General features: G+C 39.4%; 12 protein-coding genes. 3 read left to right on the forward strand and 9 right to left on the reverse strand.

Translation table 11 applies throughout. The features are described from left to right. The first annotated feature begins 17 nt into the window (after nucleotides 1-17). Nucleotides 18-1,112 (forward strand): DUF5005 domain-containing protein, encoded by a 1,095-nt coding sequence (locus tag GD597_RS05800; RefSeq protein ID WP_171606887.1) that lies wholly within the window; start codon nucleotides 18-20, stop codon nucleotides 1,110-1,112. A 112-nt stretch (nucleotides 1,113-1,224) separates the two neighbouring features. On the opposite strand, the gene GD597_RS05805 is transcribed toward GD597_RS05800, so the two are convergent. Together GD597_RS05805 and GD597_RS05810 are read right to left on the reverse strand one after the other, a co-directional pair. Next, the gene (locus GD597_RS05805) at nucleotides 1,225-1,965 is read right to left on the reverse strand and encodes a tRNA1(Val) (adenine(37)-N6)-methyltransferase (protein WP_171606888.1); all 741 of its coding nucleotides are present in this window, start codon (nucleotides 1,963-1,965) and stop codon (nucleotides 1,225-1,227) included. 303 nt (nucleotides 1,966-2,268) lie between these two features. Continuing rightward, nucleotides 2,269-3,090, reverse strand: coding sequence for a class D beta-lactamase (locus GD597_RS05810; RefSeq protein ID WP_171606889.1), 822 nt, complete (start codon nucleotides 3,088-3,090; stop codon nucleotides 2,269-2,271). Between the two features lie 231 nt (nucleotides 3,091-3,321). On the opposite strand from GD597_RS05810, the gene GD597_RS05815 reads away from it, so the two are divergent. Next, entirely contained in the window at nucleotides 3,322-3,894 is a 573-nt protein-coding gene (locus tag GD597_RS05815) for a hypothetical protein (RefSeq protein ID WP_171606890.1), read from the forward strand. 63 nt (nucleotides 3,895-3,957) lie between these two features. Here GD597_RS05815 and kbl read toward each other — a convergent pair whose 3' ends face one another. The 4 genes from kbl to GD597_RS05835 form a co-directional block, all read right to left on the reverse strand. After that, on the reverse strand, nucleotides 3,958-5,145 hold the full coding sequence (kbl, locus tag GD597_RS05820) for a glycine C-acetyltransferase (RefSeq protein WP_171606891.1): 1,188 nt from the start codon (nucleotides 5,143-5,145) through the stop codon (nucleotides 3,958-3,960). Nucleotides 5,146-5,398: 253 nt separating this feature from the next. Then, the gene (locus GD597_RS05825; protein ID WP_171606892.1) at nucleotides 5,399-5,860 is read right to left on the reverse strand and encodes a hypothetical protein; all 462 of its coding nucleotides are present in this window, start codon (nucleotides 5,858-5,860) and stop codon (nucleotides 5,399-5,401) included. 360 nt (nucleotides 5,861-6,220) lie between these two features. Beyond that, the gene (locus tag GD597_RS05830) at nucleotides 6,221-7,327 is read right to left on the reverse strand and encodes an MFS transporter (protein WP_171606893.1); all 1,107 of its coding nucleotides are present in this window, start codon (nucleotides 7,325-7,327) and stop codon (nucleotides 6,221-6,223) included. A 230-nt stretch (nucleotides 7,328-7,557) separates the two neighbouring features. After that, on the reverse strand, nucleotides 7,558-13,350 hold the full coding sequence (locus GD597_RS05835; RefSeq protein WP_171606894.1) for a carboxypeptidase-like regulatory domain-containing protein: 5,793 nt from the start codon (nucleotides 13,348-13,350) through the stop codon (nucleotides 7,558-7,560). 359 nt (nucleotides 13,351-13,709) lie between these two features. Between GD597_RS05835 and aspS the strand changes: the two genes are divergently transcribed. Next, nucleotides 13,710-15,539, forward strand: a complete 1,830-nt coding sequence (aspS, locus tag GD597_RS05840) for an aspartate--tRNA ligase (RefSeq protein WP_171606895.1) — start codon at nucleotides 13,710-13,712, stop codon at nucleotides 15,537-15,539. 279 nt (nucleotides 15,540-15,818) lie between these two features. Here the strand turns inward: aspS and GD597_RS05845 are convergent, their stop codons facing one another. The 3 genes from GD597_RS05845 to GD597_RS05855 all read right to left on the reverse strand — a co-directional run bounded on the left by GD597_RS05845 (nucleotide 15,819) and on the right by GD597_RS05855 (nucleotide 18,781). Continuing rightward, nucleotides 15,819-16,259, reverse strand: a complete 441-nt coding sequence (locus GD597_RS05845) for a single-stranded DNA-binding protein (protein ID WP_171606896.1) — start codon at nucleotides 16,257-16,259, stop codon at nucleotides 15,819-15,821. Between the two features lie 133 nt (nucleotides 16,260-16,392). Beyond that, nucleotides 16,393-17,625, reverse strand: coding sequence for an NADP-dependent isocitrate dehydrogenase (locus GD597_RS05850; protein ID WP_171606897.1), 1,233 nt, complete (start codon nucleotides 17,623-17,625; stop codon nucleotides 16,393-16,395). Between the two features lie 526 nt (nucleotides 17,626-18,151). Next, nucleotides 18,152-18,781 carry a response regulator gene (locus GD597_RS05855; protein WP_171606898.1) on the reverse strand — a complete coding sequence of 210 codons (630 nt, stop codon included), beginning with the start codon at nucleotides 18,779-18,781 and terminating at the stop codon, nucleotides 18,152-18,154. Nucleotides 18,782-18,810: the final 29 nt, after the last annotated feature.

Below are 18,810 nucleotides of genomic sequence, written 5' to 3' on the forward strand. Positions count from 1 at the left end.
TTGCCTTATTTTATTATATGCGTACATCAATTTTACTGGTAGCCCTTACGGTGGTATTTTTTTCCTGCAAAAAGGATATTGAGGTTAAAGCGGTAAGCAGCGATGCCAGCAATAATGTGGCAACGCCCATTACTTCGGTAAAAGCAAGTTACTGGGATAGTGTATTTACGCGTTACGGTGGTGGGTGGACAGGCGGCGACCAGGCCGTATCCTACAAACTACCTGATGGCCGTTCTTTATGGCTATTTGGCGATTCTTTTGTAGATACCGTTTACCCCAACAGAAAAAGACCCGTTACCGGCTTTATTCATAATACCATGGTAACCATGGATGCGGCAGGCGGCAATTTTACTACCTATAAAAAGGGTACTGCTAAAAATCCGCAGCCCTATTTTCAGGCTACGGGTAAAAGCTATTATTGGCCTGTATTTACTTTTATGAATACTGCCAAAACCCAGGTATATGTTTTTCTTGATAAAATAAAACCAACCTCAGGCACTGGATCTTTTGCCTTTAAAGTAACGGGAGTAGATGTAGCCATTCTAAACTATCCTGATTTAACCATTCAACAAATTACCCCTTTTAGTACCGGCGATTTTATTAACTGGGCCGGTGCAGCCATGGAAAACGATGACGATTATATTTATCTCTATGGTACCGAAAGTACCCAGTACAATAAATTCATTCATATTGCACGTACGCCTAAATCCACACCTTTAAGCAGCGTAACTTATTTTGACGGTACCAATTGGATTAACGATCCTTTGCTTAGCAAACGCATGCAGGGCGGCGTTTCTGAGTCGTTTTCGTTTTTCAAAAATCAGGGTAAGTATTACCTGGTATCGCAAGAGAATTTGCTAGGGCCCAATATCTATATCTGGGATGCCCAAAGTCCTACAGGTCCATTTACCAGAAAAAGATTAATATATACTACCCCTCAATTGGCGGGTTCTGTGCCATTGTGGACGTACAATGCAAGTGCTCATATCGAGTTAAATCAAAACAATCAGTTACTGGTGGGTTATTGCGCCAACTCTCAAACAAGTGCAGGCTTGTACAGCAATGCAGATAGTTACCGTCCTTATTTTGTATGGGCAACTAACTGGGAATAAATTATTTCTAAAAAAGAGTATTATTTGGGCGTGCCCCTGGCGGGTCGGGCTATACGCTGCAAGTCCTCGCTGCGCTGCGGGCTTTACGCTGCTATCCCTCACGCAATAAATACTATAAATACAGGTAATAGGGTTGTAGCAACTGTATAAAATCGGTAGTATAAGTATTATCCGTGTTTTTTATGGTAATACTTTGTTCATCTGCCGGTGCATTGGGTTTGGTAAACCCAAATTGTATCATAGCCCTAAAATAGCCATGTTTGGGTGTTTGTTTCACCCCAATAAATTGTTGGACATACAATTTATTTGTAGCAGCTATTTCCAGCAGTTCGTTTGTGCGGGCAAATGGAATTAATATAAAAAATACACCATCCTTTGCCAGTAATTTGGCTGTAATATGCAACAATTCTGCAAAATCCAATGCATGGCTGTGTAACGCAAGGTTACGTGAGTTACTATTGCTTTTTAAATCGTGTTCATAAAAAGGTGGGTTGCAAATAATGGTATTGTAGCAATGTGGGGCTTTGTTTTTTGCGAAATCCTGTATAGTGTTTTGCCAAACTTGTATTTGATCCGCCCAAGGTGAAGCCTGTATATTTTCAGCAGCTTGCCCGGCAGCTTGTTTTTCTATTTCAACGGCATCTATATGGCATTGATTAAGTTGCTGTGCCAGCATTAGGGTTAATAAACCGGTGCCGGTGCCAATGTCAAGTACTTTAAAAGGCTCGGCCACCTGGTTTTGTAGCTGTGTTGCAGCCCAGGCCCCAAATAAACAGGCATCAGTGCATACTTTCATGGCGCACTTGGCCTGATGGATGGTAAACTGTTTAAATGTAAAATAGGTATTTGCCATTAGCGGTTTATATCTGCCAGCACGTTCATCCAAATGAAAATAGCGATAACTGTTCTGCAAATTGCCCCTGTATTAAAAGCCACAGTTGTTGGAATTATCCAATATTTTCTCCCCAATATTTATAGGTTATGCCTGATTAAATTGCTGATTGCGCCGGATTATAAATAATAGCACAAAACAGGTAATCACAGGCCTTTGCCCTATGTTGCCATATAGACAACCGTACAAGAGTGCGACGCAAGTAATGCCCAATTAATAAGTTTTGCCGGGCCAATAAATGCTATTTAACCGGGCAAATTGTTTTTATTTTTTGCCCTCGAAAAAACCTGATTGTTTTAAAATACCTTTTAAAATAATGATACGGGTGGCGGATAAATCTGCATCCTGAGGCCCCTCGATATTTAAGACAAAGGGGTAAACGTGTTTGTTTTCTTCAATCCAACCGGTAACCCAGCCAATGGTATTCCCATTTTTGCTGGTGCCCAATCCGGTTTTATAGCTAAGCCGGTAATTGGCATTGTTTTCCTGCTCCATGAGTTTTTTAATAATATCCTGTGTGCGGCCCTGGAATGGTAGTTGATTAAAGTATAATTTTTTTACGATACCCAATTCTTCGTCCGGTGTAACTTGGAGGGTATTGTCCAGCCAGAAAGTATCCAGGTTATTGGTTATGGTAAATTTGTTATATCGGGAGCCAATACCCAGCGAGTCTATCCAATGTTGCATCGTGTCCTTACCAATACGGCGGGCTATTTCCTGAAAATAGGGAACGGCCGACACCTTGAAGGCTTCTGCCATAGTTAGGTCTTTATCCCATTCGGGTCTGCGGGAAACGCCATCCCAGGGGATCACCATTCTTTCATTAATAATCTTTCCGGTTTCTATGCCAATTAATCCATTAATGATTTTAAAGGTAGAGGCGGGTAAATAAGTAGAATCTTTATATCGGTTAAGATTGTACACATTGAAAATGCCTTGTGCATTATCAAAAATGGCAAATGTGCCGTTAACCTTATTTTCGTCGAAAAAATGTTTAATGCTATTGTCTTCTACTACATTATTGGGGGTACAGGCATTAAAGCCCATAATAAGTAATAATGATAAATATAGTACCAATTTGTTCATGCTAAAAAATTTGCGCAAAGCTATTACAGATATGCTGCTAAAAATACTTTGTGTAAAAAACTTTGCATAAGATTTAAGGCGCAATAGATATAATTTGTGTTTTTGCTGGTGGTCACACAACCACCAGGCATAAATTTGCGTTTTATTCTATTAATTTAGCGATACATAATTGCCATAATGCACACCAACAAGCTTGTATATTATTTTATAGCCCTGATTTTTATAAGTAGTATGGTATGTATATCATGCCAGCGGGAACTTCAGGAACCGCAAACCGGCATTATTGTACCAATAGATACCATACACACTGATACTACCATTGATGATGTACCCGATACCATTATTATTCCCCAAAAAGATACCAATGTATATTTTATCAGGTTTAATGCCAATGGGGATGAAAAGCAATTTAATATGGTAGCCAGGGCCAGTTTTTTTACGGTGCCGGGCAGTGTTTTATATTCAGCCAATGTAGAAGGGCAGGAAGGACTGGTTGCATCCATTAGCAGAATTACCATGTATGTAAATGATTCATTAGCAATTGATACTGTCCATACCTATACCAATCAATTGCTGGGCAATACTTATCAGGCTACACTTGCTTATTTTAATGCATTAGGTAACCAATACTCCAGTCCTTCTTTGCAGGATGTGGCCAATGTACAAATAAGGTTTACCAACATTACAGATAAATATGTAGCCGGCACTTTTAGTGGTTCTACACAAAGTGTTTTGGGGCTTGGGGGTGTGGCTGTGCCCTTAATTTATGAAATAACCAATGGGGCATTTAAGGTGCACAGATAAACCTGCTTTACACAATCACTATAAAAAAAAGAGCCTCTGTAAGGGAGGCTCTTTTTTATGTTGCTATTTTAAAACACCTAATTCCTTTCCCACTTTTGTAAAGGCAGCTATAGCCTTGTCTAAATGCGCCTGTTCGTGCGCAGCACTTAGTTGTACCCTTATACGGGCCAATCCTTTTGCCACAACCGGGTAAAAGAAACCAATAACATAAATACCTTCATCCAATAGTTTGGCAGCAAAGTTTTGGGCCACAACAGCATCATACAACATAATGGGTACAATGGGGTGGTCTCCGGGTTTAATATCAAAACCGGCAGCTGTCATTTTTGTACGGAAATAGGTGGTATTGTATTCCAGTTTATCCCTTAATGCTGTGGTCTCAGTAAGCATATCCAGTACCGCAATGGATGCACCTACAATGCTGGGGGCTACTGTATTGGAAAACAGGTAAGGACGGCTGCGTTGTCTTAGCAGTTCAACAATTTCTTTGCGGCCACTGGTAAAGCCCCCGCTGGCTCCACCCAATGCCTTACCTAAAGTGCCGGTTATAATATCAATACGTCCCATTACGCCACGGTATTCATGGGTACCCCGACCGGTTTTACCCAAAAAACCTGAGCTATGGCATTCATCAATCATTACAATAGCATTGTATTTATCTGCCAGGTCGCAAATAGTATGTAATTGAGCTATGGTGCCATCCATGCTAAATGAGCCATCGGTAACAATAATACGGCTACGGCATGATGCAGTTTCCTGAAGTTTGGTTTCCAGGTCGGCCATATTGTTATGCTCGTAACGGTAACGTTGGGCTTTGCATAAACGCACCCCGTCAATAATAGAAGCGTGGTTTAATGCATCACTTATAATGGCATCCTGTTCATTAAACAAAGGTTCAAATACTCCGCCATTGGCATCAAATGCGGCGGCGTATAAGATGGTATCTTCTGTGCCCAGAAAACCGGCAATTTTTTGTTCCAGTTCCTTGTGTATGTCTTGTGTGCCGCAAATAAAGCGTACGCTGCTCATGCCATAGCCATGGCTGTCAATAGCTTTATGTGCAGCTTCAATTACTTTAGGATGTGAAGAAAGGCCCAGATAGTTATTGGCACAAAAATTAAGTACGGTTTTGCCATTTACTATAATTTCTGGTCCCTGCTCACTGGTTATTATGCGTTCTTTTTTAAACAGTCCGGCAGTTTCAATTTCTTTTAATTCGTTGGTAATGCGTTGTACAAAATGTTCGTTCATAAGGCTGTGTTTAGGTACAAAGATAGGGCAGGGGCCTGTTTAAAAAAATGGACTTGTTAGAAGCAATTAGGGTATGCTTTTATTTATTAACCGGGCCATGTGAGCTTTGTGCAGCTTTACTTGCGTCGCACTCTTGTACTTTCTGATTTAATGGCAGCAATAGCGCAATTAACAGTGGCTGGCATAAAAAAATGTTGCAGCAAACAATAAGGGTTGTTTTACTGCAACATTCATGTTGGTTGTAAGGTATTTCCTAGTAAATATCAAAGTAGTAACGTTCTATATAGGTGCCATTAAAATAGGTGGCTACAAAACGGCTGCCATAAACATAAACATAATCAAAGTTTAAATCTATGCTGCTATGCGAACTATTGTTACTTACATGAATGGTTAACTGCTGGTGTGGGCCATTGTAAAAACGACCGTACTCATCATAATAACTGCTGTTAACATTGTTTATATACCAGCTGCCTTGCATGGTGGTATTGGTTTCGCTGTAAGTGGCAGCACCATCGTTGTACAAATCAAAAATGCCGTTTTCTACGCCTGCATAAAACAGGCTCCATCCGTTGGCATCGCCTTCCTGGGCACTGGTTAATACCCATGAACCTGCAAGAGGAGATATAACTGGCTGTGGTGTATTAACTACTTTTATGCAACTGGTAAACATAAAAGTTAGAAGTATAAAAGTGGTAGTGTGTAATAATGTTTTCATGATGTGATGTTTTTGTTGCTGAATAATTTTTTGCTTATACCTGTACTAATGCAATTCCTTCGCCAGTTTTGGGTGGATTTCTTTTTTTGAAAGGCAATTAGATTTTATTTAACGCGGCGTGAAAAAAAATATAAAAGAGACAACAGCTGTAACATTTTGGAAAGCTTGTTTTACTACTTTGAAAATGGTGGTCATTTTTATTTTCTGGGCATAGGAATAGCAGTAAGAATCATGGTTTGCGTTTCGCTTTTTGTTGCTATGAAAGTGGAACGTACAAGTGAGGTATTTGAGTGACGAAGCAGCAAATACAAAACAACCTACGATCCCAAAATTTACTATTGCCTGCTACCAACAGTAGCATTATACAATAACGGGTGCGGCAGTGGCTTCCTCTGCCTTTGACGCCAGTAATGCTGTGCCAAAACCTAGAATAGCCATTAGCCCGAATGACCAGCGCAGGTTGAGCGCCTGTGCTATATAACCAATTACCGGCGGACCAAATAAAAAGCCCAAAAAGCCAATGGTTGACACTGCAGCCAGTGCCATGCTGGGGTTCATTACCTTTGATTTTCCGGCAAGTCCATACACCAATGGCACCACTGAGGATACGCCAAGGCCCGTTAAAAAAAAGCCTGCCGTAGCCATATAAAAATCGGGAAATATTACCGCCACTGATAAACCCGATGCGATAAGTGTACCGCTAATTTGTAACGTGGTTTTTAAACCCAGTTTTGTTACCAGCCTATCGGCAATAAACCGGCCACTGGCCATGGTGGCCATAAAAACGGTATAGCCAACAGTTACCAGGTTATCGGGTGCATGTACTTCCTTTCTAAAATAAATGCCACTCCAGTCGAACATACAACCTTCGCATGCCATACAGCAAAAAGAAATAATGCCCAGGTTTACCAGCGATTTATGGGGTAAGGTAAAAAGTGACTGTTTTTTTTCTTGTTGCATATCTTGCTTTAGGGCAAACCTGAAAACAATGATAATCAGCAATATAATTAGTAAGCCCACCAGTATAAAATGAAATAAAGGACTAATGTTGCGGGCAACCAAAAAAGTACCCAATGCGGCGCCGCTAAAACCGGCCAGACTCCATAATCCATGGAAGGAGGCCATTACCGAGCGTTTATATAAAATCTCCACACCAACGGCCTGCGTGTTCATTGAAATATTCATCAGGTTGCCCGTCATACCAAAGAAAAATAAAATGCTAACCAATTGCCATGTGCTGGTTACAAGGCCAATACTGCATAATAAACAGGCATAGAAAATAGTGCCAAAAATCATTACCAGTCTGGAGGAGAATTTGGTAACCAATACACCAGAAATGGGTAAACAAAGCATAGATCCAACCGGCAATGCAAATAAAACCGATCCCAGTTGCCCTTCGTTTAATTGCAAATGGCGCTGAATATCGGGTATACGCGATGCCCAGCTGGCAAAGCAAAGTCCAGACATGAAAAAAAAGGTACTTACTGCTATACGTGCTTTGCGTGGGCTTTGGTTGCTTGCAAACATGCTGCAAATATAAGGCCTTGCGCTTTTATGCGTTTATCAAAACTAGTTGTCAATTGTTGACCGGACTGTTTATTGTTAATTCAACTTTTCTTGCGTCGCACACTTGTACTGCAGTAATACTGCGCAGCCTAAAGCAAGCGGTAGAAAGAATAATTGCCAAATAATTTTTGTTATTGGTTTGGGGTAATTATCACGCTGCTACTACTATTTCGGCCAAACAAAACAGGGAAATACATCAAAGAAGCTGTTGCCGGGTTAATTGTAAATTTACCTGCAAACCTGGTTTCTAATGGTATGCTAAACACATGTTTTCCTTTGCTTAAGTAGGGTATAAACATCACCACCTTATTTTTAAAAAACTCCTTGTGTATATTCCAGTCGTCTTGTGTTTTGGTGGTATATACACATCCGGCAGGTATGGGAATTTCCAGCATAACATACTCGGCCTCTTCCTTAACAAACATCGAAATTTCCATATTTACTTTTTCGCCACTTTGTAAGGTGCTAATGGTTTGTTTATTTTTTTCAAAATGACTTTCTATGCTAAAATGGGTAGTTACAGCAGCGGGTGCATTATTCCAATAATGCTGATAGATGCTTAAATAAGTTATGCCTCCACCAGTTTTTTTACATTGCCATTCTTTGGTAGCATCTAAACTAAACTGTGCAGGAAATTTACTAATAGTTATACTCGAATCGCCACTAATTTGAATAGAAGCTTTATCGGTAAATGAATTATTTTGCTGTAAAACAAATGGCAGTATTGCATTGGTAATGGCTGCGCTTTCTACTGTATTTCTCCAATAACCATTGGTTCGCTGCGAAAGAAAATATTGTATAATGGCAGGCAGCATATGGGCAAAATCCTTTTCATTAGCCAATACTTTGTAGGCAACAATGGTAGTGGCTATATTATTATTATACCAATGATAATTATCGGTTCCCCAATGTACATCGCCCAATATACCATTAATTGCTTTAGCTGTTATCTGTTCTAAAATGGTGTTATGCGGTATTTGTAAGCTTTGCATCAAGCTTATATACTTCCACTGCTGGTATTGTGAAAGTGAATCATACTGTATTGTTTTAATCCATGGTGTATAATCCATTTGATGATTGGCAGCGGCCATAGTACAAAGTGAGGTAAGCAGTACATCTTTATTAAATAAAGACAGGTTGTTTTGTAAAAACAATAACCCATTCCTGATATTGTTTTGTACCAGGGGATCTTTGTTTAACATAAGCAGCGCATTAATTACATAGTTGGTAATATAATAATCAGCCTTGCCGCCTCCCCACCAACTCCACCCGCCATCAAATAATTGTTCTTTTTGTATTTTTTGTATTAATTGTTCAATTTGTTTTTGATTATTTGAAGGCTTGTGCAGGTTTTCATTTATAGTTTGTTCCATTAACAGGCCCTGTAATTTGGAAGCTGTTTGTTCCATACAGAAATAAGGATATTCTTTTACATGAGCCAGTTCCTGTAACAATAGGTCAATACTGTTATTAGTAGCCGTTATATTCAATGTTGCAGCAGTAGTGTCACCGGTAAAACTAAATGCAGTATCTTTTATTAAAACCATAAAATTGCCTTTGTATTCTTCTGTTCCTTTTTTTAATACGGGTATGCTTTTTTCTTCCCCGTCAGTAAATCCGGTGCTTGTTTTTAAACTAAAAGATGTTTTTATGGTATCTGTATTGTCGGCAATAATATTGTAGGGCGTTATTATGGAAGATTGTGCTGCAATGTTTTTTTGGTCTGTACGATCCTGGTTTTTATTAGTATGGAAAATGGTATTGATGCCATAACTATCATTGGTATAATTAAATGCTTTGGTAATAATAGATGATGAGTCTCCTTCTAATAAAAATGATGGCAAATTTTGTTGTGCCAGTAATGGCTTAAAGGATTTTATAAACAAAGTAGATTTACCTGTTCTTAATTTTTTATCCATTGCCAATACATAAATATCCCATCCTGTGATGTTGTCAGGATATGTTACAGCAAATCCGGCTTTTCCATTTTTATCCGTTTCCAGTTCGGGTTCCCAAAAAGCATAATCCCGGAAAATGGTGCGTAAGGTTTTGTTTTTGGTAGCAATAAGTATTACCCCATTACTGGCACGTGAACCATAAATAGCGGTAGCTTCGGCTCCTTTTAGAACAGTGATATCGTTTAGCTGCTCAGGGCGTATAAAATCGGGTAATTGATCGTAAGCAATTCCATCAATAATGTATAATGGTGCATTTTCGCCGGTTATAGTGTTAGCGCCTCGTATACTAATCCTGTTACTGCCGCCAGGATTGCCATTCACCGTAACACCTGCCACTTTGCCTGCAAGCATATTATTCGTAGCAAATGGAAAGGATAATTCTTTTTCTCTAATAGAAATTACAGATCCTGTTAGCTCTCTTTTTTTTGCCGTGCCATACCCTGTAACAACTACTTCCTGCAAATATTGAACTGACATGTCTAATACAGCATTTGCAGTAACTAAGCTTTGTTCGTTTAGGTTTATTTCAAGCTCTTTAGTGGTATATCCTACAGCAGATATTATTAAGGTGTATCTACTGTTCTTGAGGTGATTGATAGTATACATGCCATCCCCGCCAGTAACTGTTCCTGTAGAAGTGCCCTTTATCATAACAGTAACACCCGGAATAGGGTGCTTTCCCTTTTTATCAGTTATTTCTCCTGCTATCATAGCATTACCTGCCATAGCTTTTGGTAAATTGCTGATAACAGTATAAGCATCCTGTGCTGGTGTTTTTTCTGATATTTTTAAGAGATCCAGCTCCCTGCTAGTTTGCTCATTAATCAAATCATTTATTAATTTGTTTTCGGGTTCAAAAACTGCTTTTAATAAGTTTACACATAGTGTACTATTTGAATTAATGCTAATATTCCCTGCCTCAGCAACAAAGAAATGGTTGGTTACCAGCAGCAGTCGATACTTGCCTACCGGAATATGGTTGATTTTTTGGTAGCTACCATTATATACAATACTAGCGTGCATATCAATTCCCTGTAATACAAAATATTTTATTGAGCTATCTGCGCCTGTTTTAATATAAAGTGTGCCGCTGGCATTTGTCATATTAAGTGTTGCCGGGTTGGTAATTGTAAGATAAGGCACCATAATAGCAGGTGGGTAAGTTATAGTGGGCAAACCTGGTATTGTATCCCCCATAATCCATTCAGCCGCAATTGATGGTAGTTTTGTATCATTTTTTGTAATGCCAAATACTGGTTTCTTTTCTAGCCTTAATATTTGTTTGGATATATTATATTCATACCCCGGTTCAAAATTAAAATGCATATCAAATTTACCCGGTGCAAAAAAATGCAGACTATCCCCTTTTGTAAAAGGGCCAATCAGGTGCCTTTCGTTTTTATAAAGCTTTACCAGGGAGGAGTTTTGCCATACATAACTATTATTATTAATACTATTATTTTCCAGTTGAAGCATACAATGCTGCAGCAAATATTTTTCGTTGCTGGTTAGTGTATCGGGCATGCTAGTGGTATTGGTTTGTAATGGCAAATGCTCAATATCAAAAAACAGATCGTGTTTATAATTGGGTTGCAGGTAAATGCTGTCTATTTCTATATATTGATTTTTTAAACGAATGCCAATTTGGGTATATCCTTGTGGGCAGTTAAAGGCATATTTTCCCTGCTCCGATGCACCATTATAATACACCAGTTTTCTATTTACATAAAGCAGGTAAATTTCTTGTGGAATAGCATTTTTTACAGCAAAAACACTAAGCTGTGGCAAAAATTCCCCAACAGGTATAGCTACATCCTGGTAGCCGTCTTTAGGTAATAATACCTTATAATAAAGTAAGCTGTCCAAACCTGCTTTATTTACCCAGCCTTCATGTTTTCCTAAGGCGTATTTTTCAGTAATATAAACATCATCCTGCTCATACGTGTCATAGTTTATCATGGGCCTTAGTTTGTATTTATGCAGGTATGGTGGTTCGGGCACCCGAACATCCTTCTTTAACTGTGCATTGTAAGCTGCAGCAGTCAGGTTTACATGGGCCGCAGGCTTTCCTTTATAATCTTTTACGGCTATGTTTATGCTGTCTTTTTGCCCCGGATAAATGGTATTGTTGGTGTTTATTTGAATAGAAAGTAGTTTGTATAATAATGCAATATTTTGATTTTTTTCTACCTGGTCTCCATTCCACACATATTGCCATTTTACCTGGTACATTCGGTTTTTGTGAATGGGTTTAGCTAACCAATATATATATTCGGATACGCTTTTGCCAGTGGCAATAATTTTATTTCCGTCAAATACAGTATAGTTTACAGGAATTTTATTTGGGTTATGCAATACAAACCCAACAGAATCTTTTATGCTTATCCTGGTTAAACTAACTTCATAACCATTATCCAGGGTAAAATCAATAGAATCTTTCTTATTACCGTTCACCGTATGGTAAAACCGATATCCAGTAACAAAGGGATCTATTTTCATAGAAAAGGGATAGGTTATATTTATCCTTCTGCTGGTTTCGCCACTTAGCTCTACATAACCTTCCCCTTGCTGGCTTTTGCCATTTTGCATATTGGTAGCAGTAACGCTATCCTTTTGTTGATTAATTACCAATTCATTGCTTTCAGGCTTATAAATAATATTCTTTTCCTCCTCATGCATTTCATTATTGGCGTTTATAAACTGGCAATTGGCAACTAAACTTAAAGTTGCATGCGGCACCACATTGGCTGGTATCTTAATCACTGTTTCTTCAGTAGCACTTAATGTTGTACGAATGGTGTATACTGTATCTGGTACATAAACGCTGTCCTTACTAAAATCCAGTATGGAATAATTTAGTAAGCTAAACTGTATACTGCCATCTAAAACAGACAAACCATTGGCATCTTTTGCACTGGCAGTAAATTGTAAAGTATCATTACTATAATAAGTTTCTTTTGAGGCGTTTAAGCTATAAGTACTTATTTCATCCGGTATATAGTCTTCGGTTTTAAAACTATTGCGCAATACCTGTTTGCCTGCCTTGTTTCTAAAAACAATATTGTAGCTAATATCATATGCCATTGTATCGTTTAAGGCAAATGCATAGTCATAGGCGCCGGCAGTCTTTGGGTTTAACTGGGTAAGTAATTGACTTTTATTGGTTCCCCGGTTATAGTATTCCAGGTATACATTTAGTGGTTGTTTAAAAGGGTGGTGATGTTTACTTACAATAAAGGCCTTAAAATGTACGGTATCTGTAAGTTTATACTTGGGCTGGTTAAATAACATATAACCTGCTGAGCCGGCAAAATGCCTGGTCTTGTAATTATAACGCCTGCTTTTAAATAAACCCGACACATATCTTGGGGCCCACAATATAGTGGTGCCAACCCTGGTTTTTCCAAAATTATTTAGTCTTTGCCCCAGTATGGTTTTGTCCAGCACTTCATCAGCATAAAGGGTGGTAAAAATAGTATCTGTGGGGGTGTATACCTTTATATAAGCCTCATCTGGCTTGCGTTGTGGGATAAGGTAGTTGCCAGCTAATGGTTGGTATCTGGCCGCTTTCTTATTTACAAAAACACTCGCATTGTTTATAGATCCGCCATTTTTATCGCGTACTTCCAATTGTACCCGGTGCTGATTATTTACAGCATAAACAAACAAATCGCTGCGTCCAACAATCCATGCTGCCACCATATTATCCTGCACATTTATTAAAACATAGTGCCCCTTAGGTAATACCAATTCATCAATGCTATCAGTTGCAAACACATAAAACGGTTGCTCATCCAAAAAACGGTCTACTGGTATACCATCTTCATTCAAATATTTTTCGGCACTATCGGCGGCAATTTTATAAGCAAAAGTAGACAAGCTTTTTTTCCTTAAGTCCTTTAAATTGGTTTGGGCCGCCATTACCATGGGGCAAACCATCAGCGCAATCAGGATAATTTTTCTCATAATAGTCTGGTATGCAATACAGATGCTGCTATTTACGCAATTACACAAGCCCATTATAATTTATTTATTAGCAGCATATTGGGTTATGCCTCTTTGCCCAATCCGCTTATCTTTGCACCCCGTTAAAGTATTTTTAGCCGGGCAGGGTGCCTATAGCAGCTTTACTTGCGTCGCACTCTTGTACGGAAGAATATATGGGGGCAAAGTCTGGCGGAAAAACTGCCTTTGATTTATGGAAGCTGCGGCAGGTTTCAACAGTACAAGAGTGCGACGCAAGCGGCGATGCCACACGTATTTTAGCCGGGCTAACATTGCATTACAAGCGCAATTGAATAAAAAACAGATAAAATAAAAATAGAATGTATCGTACACATACCTGCGGCCAGTTAAGGGTTACCGATGTAAACAAAGAAATTACATTAGCCGGCTGGGTGCAAACCATTAGAAAATTTGGTGCCATTACTTTTGTTGATCTTAGAGACCGTTATGGCATTACCCAACTATTGTTTGGCGAGCAATTACAACCAGAATTGGACGCCAACCCACTGGGCCGCGAATTTGTAATTCAGGTACAGGGCTTTGTACAGGAACGCAGCAATAAAAACCGCAACATACCTACCGGCGAAGTAGAAGTGCAGGTGCACAGCTTTAAAATTTTAAACAAATCGGCCGTGCCGCCTTTTACCATTACCGATGAAACCGATGGTGGCGACGATTTGCGTATGAAATACCGCTACCTGGATTTACGTCGCAATGCCGTGAAAAAAAACCTGGAATTGCGTTATGCCGTTAGCCGTGCTACCCGCAACTACCTGCACGAGCAAGGGTTTATGGATATTGAAACCCCATTTTTAATAAAATCTACACCCGAGGGTGCCCGTGATTTTGTAGTGCCTAGCCGTATGAATGCCGGACAGTTTTATGCTTTGCCTCAAAGTCCGCAAACATTTAAACAGCTGTTAATGGTTAGCGGGTACGACCGCTATTACCAGATTGTAAAATGCTTTCGTGACGAGGATTTGCGTGCCGACCGCCAGCCCGAGTTTACACAGATAGATTGCGAAATGTGTTTTGTAGAGCAGGAAGATATTCTGCATATGTTTGAAGGACTTATCAAGCACATATTTCATGAAGTAAAGGGTGTGCATTACAAGGAAAAAGTAGAACGCATGACCTGGGAAGATGCCATGTGGCACTTTGGTAACGATAAACCCGATATTCGTTTTGGTATGAAATTGTGCAACCTTAAAAAACCGGCATCGGTGTTTTTACAAAAAACAGATAATGCTGCCCTGATAAATGGTGCCGATTTTAAAGTGTTCGACGATGCCGAAACCGTTATTGCCATTGCTGCACCCGGTTGCAGTGAATATACCCGCAAACAAACCGATGAACTTACCGAATGGGTTAAACGCCCTCAAATTGGCATGAAAGGTTTGGTGTTTATTAAGTGCAATGCAGATGGTACCTATAAAAGCAGCGTAGATAAATTTTATAGCGAGGATAAACTAAAAGCCATTGCCGAGGCTGCAGAGGCACAGCCCGGCGACCTTATTTTAATGCTTGCCGGTGCCGAAGAACGCACCCGCAAAGCCATAAGCGAACTTAGGCTGGAAATGGGCAAAAAACTGGGTTACCGCAAGGAAACAGAATTTAAATTGTTGTGGGTATTAGATTTCCCGCTGTTTGAATATGATGAGGAAGGTAACCGCTGGGTAGCCCGCCATCACCCTTTTACATCGCCAAAACCGGCAGATATTGACGTGATGATTAACAATAACCCGCACATTGAAGATGCAGCCAAATACCTGGAACATCCTTATGCCAATATTAAAGCCAATGCCTACGATCTGGTGCTAAATGGTAATGAAATTGGTGGTGGTTCTATCCGTATTTTTCAACGCCCATTGCAGGAGAAAATGTTTGCTGCATTGGGTATGAGCGAGGAAGAAGCTATGCATAAATTTGGTTTCTTGCTGGGTGCTTTTGAATATGGCGCTCCACCACATGGCGGTTTGGCTTTTGGATTTGACCGTTTATGTGCTATTTTGGGTGGCAGCGAAAGCATTAGAGATTTTATTGCCTTCCCTAAAAATAACAGTGGCCGCGATGTAATGCTGGATGCACCGGGCCCAATTGATGAAAAACAGTTTCAGGAGCTGAATATTATTTTAAACCTGCCCGAATAAGGGTTATATTTTTTAGCCGGGCAGATGAGCATGCCCTGGCTTTACTTGCGTCGCACACTTGTGCAGCAGTAATTTTACGCAGCTTTTATTGCATAAATAAATTAAAGAGACCCGTTTTATCACGGGTCTTTTTTTATGTCAAACCTTATATGCTGCCATACAGGCAACCGTACAAGAGTGCGACGCAAGTAATGTTGCCCATAGCTGCTATGCCGGGCTAAAAAAGAAAAAAGACAGTTGCAATAACTGTCTTTTCCAGAATAATAATGTGTAGCAAGCTTAAAAAGGAAGGTCGTCTGCATCGCCCATATCTGCTGTAGCAGTTGCTGGAGATACATTGTAAGCGGGTGCAGCGGAAGGTTGACTATAGCTGTTGGCGCTATTGCCATCGCTACCATCACCGGCCCTTGAGCCCAATAATTGAACATTAAGAATACGCAAACTTAAGGCAGCGCCCTGGCGGCCATCGGTAGTCGTATAGGTGCGTACTTCGGGGTTACCTTCTACGTATACCTGTGTACCTTTTTTAAGATAAGGGGCAATGCCGGTTCTATCGGTCCAGTATGCACATTCTACCCAGGTGGTGCGTTCTTTTTGGGTGCCTTGTGCATCTTTGTATTTCTCCGTATGTGCTACGTTGAAATTGATGACTGTTTTTCCGTTCACGTTGTTTACTACGGCATCTTTACCGAGGTTTCCAATTACTAATAGTTTGATCATACACTGAAATTTTATTATTAAGGCAATAGCCTAAGATACTACAATTTTGTTTGCGTTAAAAGGAGTTTATACACATTCTGATAGACAAAAAAAAGCCGGCTTTTGGCCGGCTATACTATTGTGTTTGCTAAAATTATTTAGCCAGTTTTGCTTTTAAGTTAGTGTCTAAAGCATCCAGGAATTCTTCGGTATACAGGTAATGTTCACCGTGATTTACTTTATTGCCATAGATACAAACGGCCAGGTCTTTGGTCATTTTACCACTTTCAACTGTTTCTACACAAACAGCTTCCAATGCATGGCAAAAATCAATAAGCTCCTGATTGTTGTCTAGTTTGCCGCGAAACTCCAAACCTCTTGTCCACGCAAAAATTGATGCAATGGGGTTGGTAGAAGTTGGCTTACCTTTCTGGTGTTCGCGGTAGTGGCGGGTAACAGTACCATGGGCGGCTTCTGCTTCCATTACTTTACCATCCGGGGTTACTAAGGTAGAGGTCATTAAACCTAAAGAACCAAAGCCCTGTGCAACAGTGTCGCTTTGTACATCACCATCATAGTTTTTACAAGCCCAAACAAAATTGCCATTCCATTTTAAGGCAGAAGCTACCATGTCATCAATAAGACGGTGCTCGTAGGTTATGCCAGCTGCTTCATAAGCGGCTTTGAATTCGTTTTGATAGATTTCTTCAAAAATATCTTTAAAGCGACCATCATATTTTTTAAGGATGGTATTTTTGGTTGAAAGGTATAAAGGCCATTTCTTTTGTAAAGCGGTATTAAAGCAGCTTCTGGCAAAACCTTTAATACTTTCATCGGTGTTATACATAGCTAATGCTACGCCATCGCCTTTAAAATTAAATACTTCATATTCCTGTACGGTGCCATCTTCGCCTTCGAACCTGATGGTAAGCTTGCCTTTGCCTTTGGTAAGAAAATCCGTAGCGCGGTATTGATCGCCAAATGCATGGCGGCCGATACAGATAGGTGCTGTCCAGTTAGGTACCAGGCGGGGTACATTTTTGCAAACGATTGGTTCGCGAAAAACGGTACCATCTAATATATTACGAATGGTGCCATTCGGGCTTTTCCACATTTGTTTAAGTCCAAATTCCTGCACACGTGCTTCGTCAGGGGTAATGGTGGCACATTTAATACCTACGCCAAATTCCTTTATGGCATTGGCAGCATCAATGGTAACCTGATCGTTGGTTTCATCACGGTATTCCATGCCCAGATCATAGTATTTTATATCAACATCCAGATAGGGCAGGATTAATTTATCCTTGATAAACTTCCAGATGATTCTTGTCATTTCATCTCCATCCAATTCCACAACCGGGTTGGATACTTTAATTTTTGAGCTCATATCTATTGTTTTGAGGTTGTAAAAACGATTGCAAAAGTAATTGTTTCATGAATTAGAATAAACAAAAACAATTTTAAGGCTTTATGCCAGCTTTTTGCCTGGGCGGAATAGTATAAATTTCTAATATAAAACCAGAAGTAAACTGTACAAATCTACGGCTGAAAGAGGCAATGTTTTGCTGGCCATTTGGCTAAATTACCAATAGTATTAGTCAAATAGGGTATACCCTAAAATTAGGGGTATGGCATTTTGCAAAAGGCAAAGAGCGTTTTTCCAGCTAAAATTGTTGCATCCAACAAATGTTGTATTGCGCACAAGACTATCTAATTTATCTAAGCATTATTTGAACAGGTGTTCACATATCCAATAAGGATTACTCTGGTGCATTTGGATGAGCTGATGTTTGAGCATTCTTAATTTTGCTGCTTATCGCAAATCCGGTGGCGTTTTTAAAGAGTTATAGTAATAAAAAAAGCTACAGTATTTGTAGCTTTTAAAAAATGCTTTTTATAAAACTCGAAATTTGCTAAATAAGATTATTGGCAATAGCATATTTAATAATCTCTGCATTGGAATGCAAATTTAATTTCTCAAATATCCTTGATTTATACGTGCTAATGGTATTTTTATTCAGGAATAATAGCTCCGATATTTCACTGGTACTCTTACCTTCTGCAATAAGCTTAAACACTTCAAACTCTCTGTCAGAAAGGGATTGGTAAGAAGCATTTTCTGTATCGTCTCTTATAGAATTGGCCAAAAGGTCGGCAAGTTCGGGGGTGATATATTTTTTGCCGCTTAAGATTTTATCAACTGCAGAAACCAATTCTGTAATAGCGCTTTCTTTGGTTAAATAGCCTGATGCTCCGTTTTTAATGGCCCTTACGGCATATTGTTCAACGGGGTGCATACTCATAATAAGTACCAGTGTGCTGGGAGATTGTTCTTTGATTATTTTTAAGGCTTCAATACCAGACATATTGGGCATGGTAACATCAGATATAACCAGATCGTAATGTTCTTTTGTAACTTTTTTTACCAGCTCAACACCATCACTAACGTCATCAATTTGGGCAAAGGGAAAAGATTCTGTTAATACTCTTTTAATGCCTTCTCTAACCAGGGAGTGATCGTCAGCAATTATAATCTTTTTCATTTCCGTTTGGATTTTGTGTAAAAATACTC

Source organism: Limnovirga soli (assembly GCF_013106755.1).
Classification (GTDB): Bacteria; Bacteroidota; Bacteroidia; order Chitinophagales; family Chitinophagaceae; genus Limnovirga; species Limnovirga soli.

Bases quoted from the DNA above. Each gene is read 5' to 3' on its own strand.
- GD597_RS05850 (WP_171606897.1), bottom strand. From the start codon at position 17,625: ATGAGCTCAAAAATTAAAGTATCCAACCCGGTTGTGGAATTGGATGGA.
- kbl (WP_171606891.1), bottom strand. From the start codon at position 5,145: ATGAACGAACATTTTGTACAACGCATTACCAACGAATTAAAAGAAATT.
- GD597_RS05825 (WP_171606892.1), bottom strand. From the start codon at position 5,860: ATGAAAACATTATTACACACTACCACTTTTATACTTCTAACTTTTATG.
- GD597_RS05845 (WP_171606896.1), bottom strand. From the start codon at position 16,259: ATGATCAAACTATTAGTAATTGGAAACCTCGGTAAAGATGCCGTAGTA.
- aspS (WP_171606895.1), top strand. From the start codon at position 13,710: ATGTATCGTACACATACCTGCGGCCAGTTAAGGGTTACCGATGTAAAC.
- GD597_RS05855 (WP_171606898.1), bottom strand. From the start codon at position 18,781: ATGAAAAAGATTATAATTGCTGACGATCACTCCCTGGTTAGAGAAGGC.
- GD597_RS05800 (WP_171606887.1), top strand. From the start codon at position 18: ATGCGTACATCAATTTTACTGGTAGCCCTTACGGTGGTATTTTTTTCC.
- GD597_RS05815 (WP_171606890.1), top strand. From the start codon at position 3,322: ATGGTATGTATATCATGCCAGCGGGAACTTCAGGAACCGCAAACCGGC.
- GD597_RS05830 (WP_171606893.1), bottom strand. From the start codon at position 7,327: ATGTCTGGACTTTGCTTTGCCAGCTGGGCATCGCGTATACCCGATATT.
- GD597_RS05810 (WP_171606889.1), bottom strand. From the start codon at position 3,090: ATGAACAAATTGGTACTATATTTATCATTATTACTTATTATGGGCTTT.
- GD597_RS05805 (WP_171606888.1), bottom strand. From the start codon at position 1,965: ATGGCAAATACCTATTTTACATTTAAACAGTTTACCATCCATCAGGCC.
- GD597_RS05835 (WP_171606894.1), bottom strand. From the start codon at position 13,350: ATGAGAAAAATTATCCTGATTGCGCTGATGGTTTGCCCCATGGTAATG.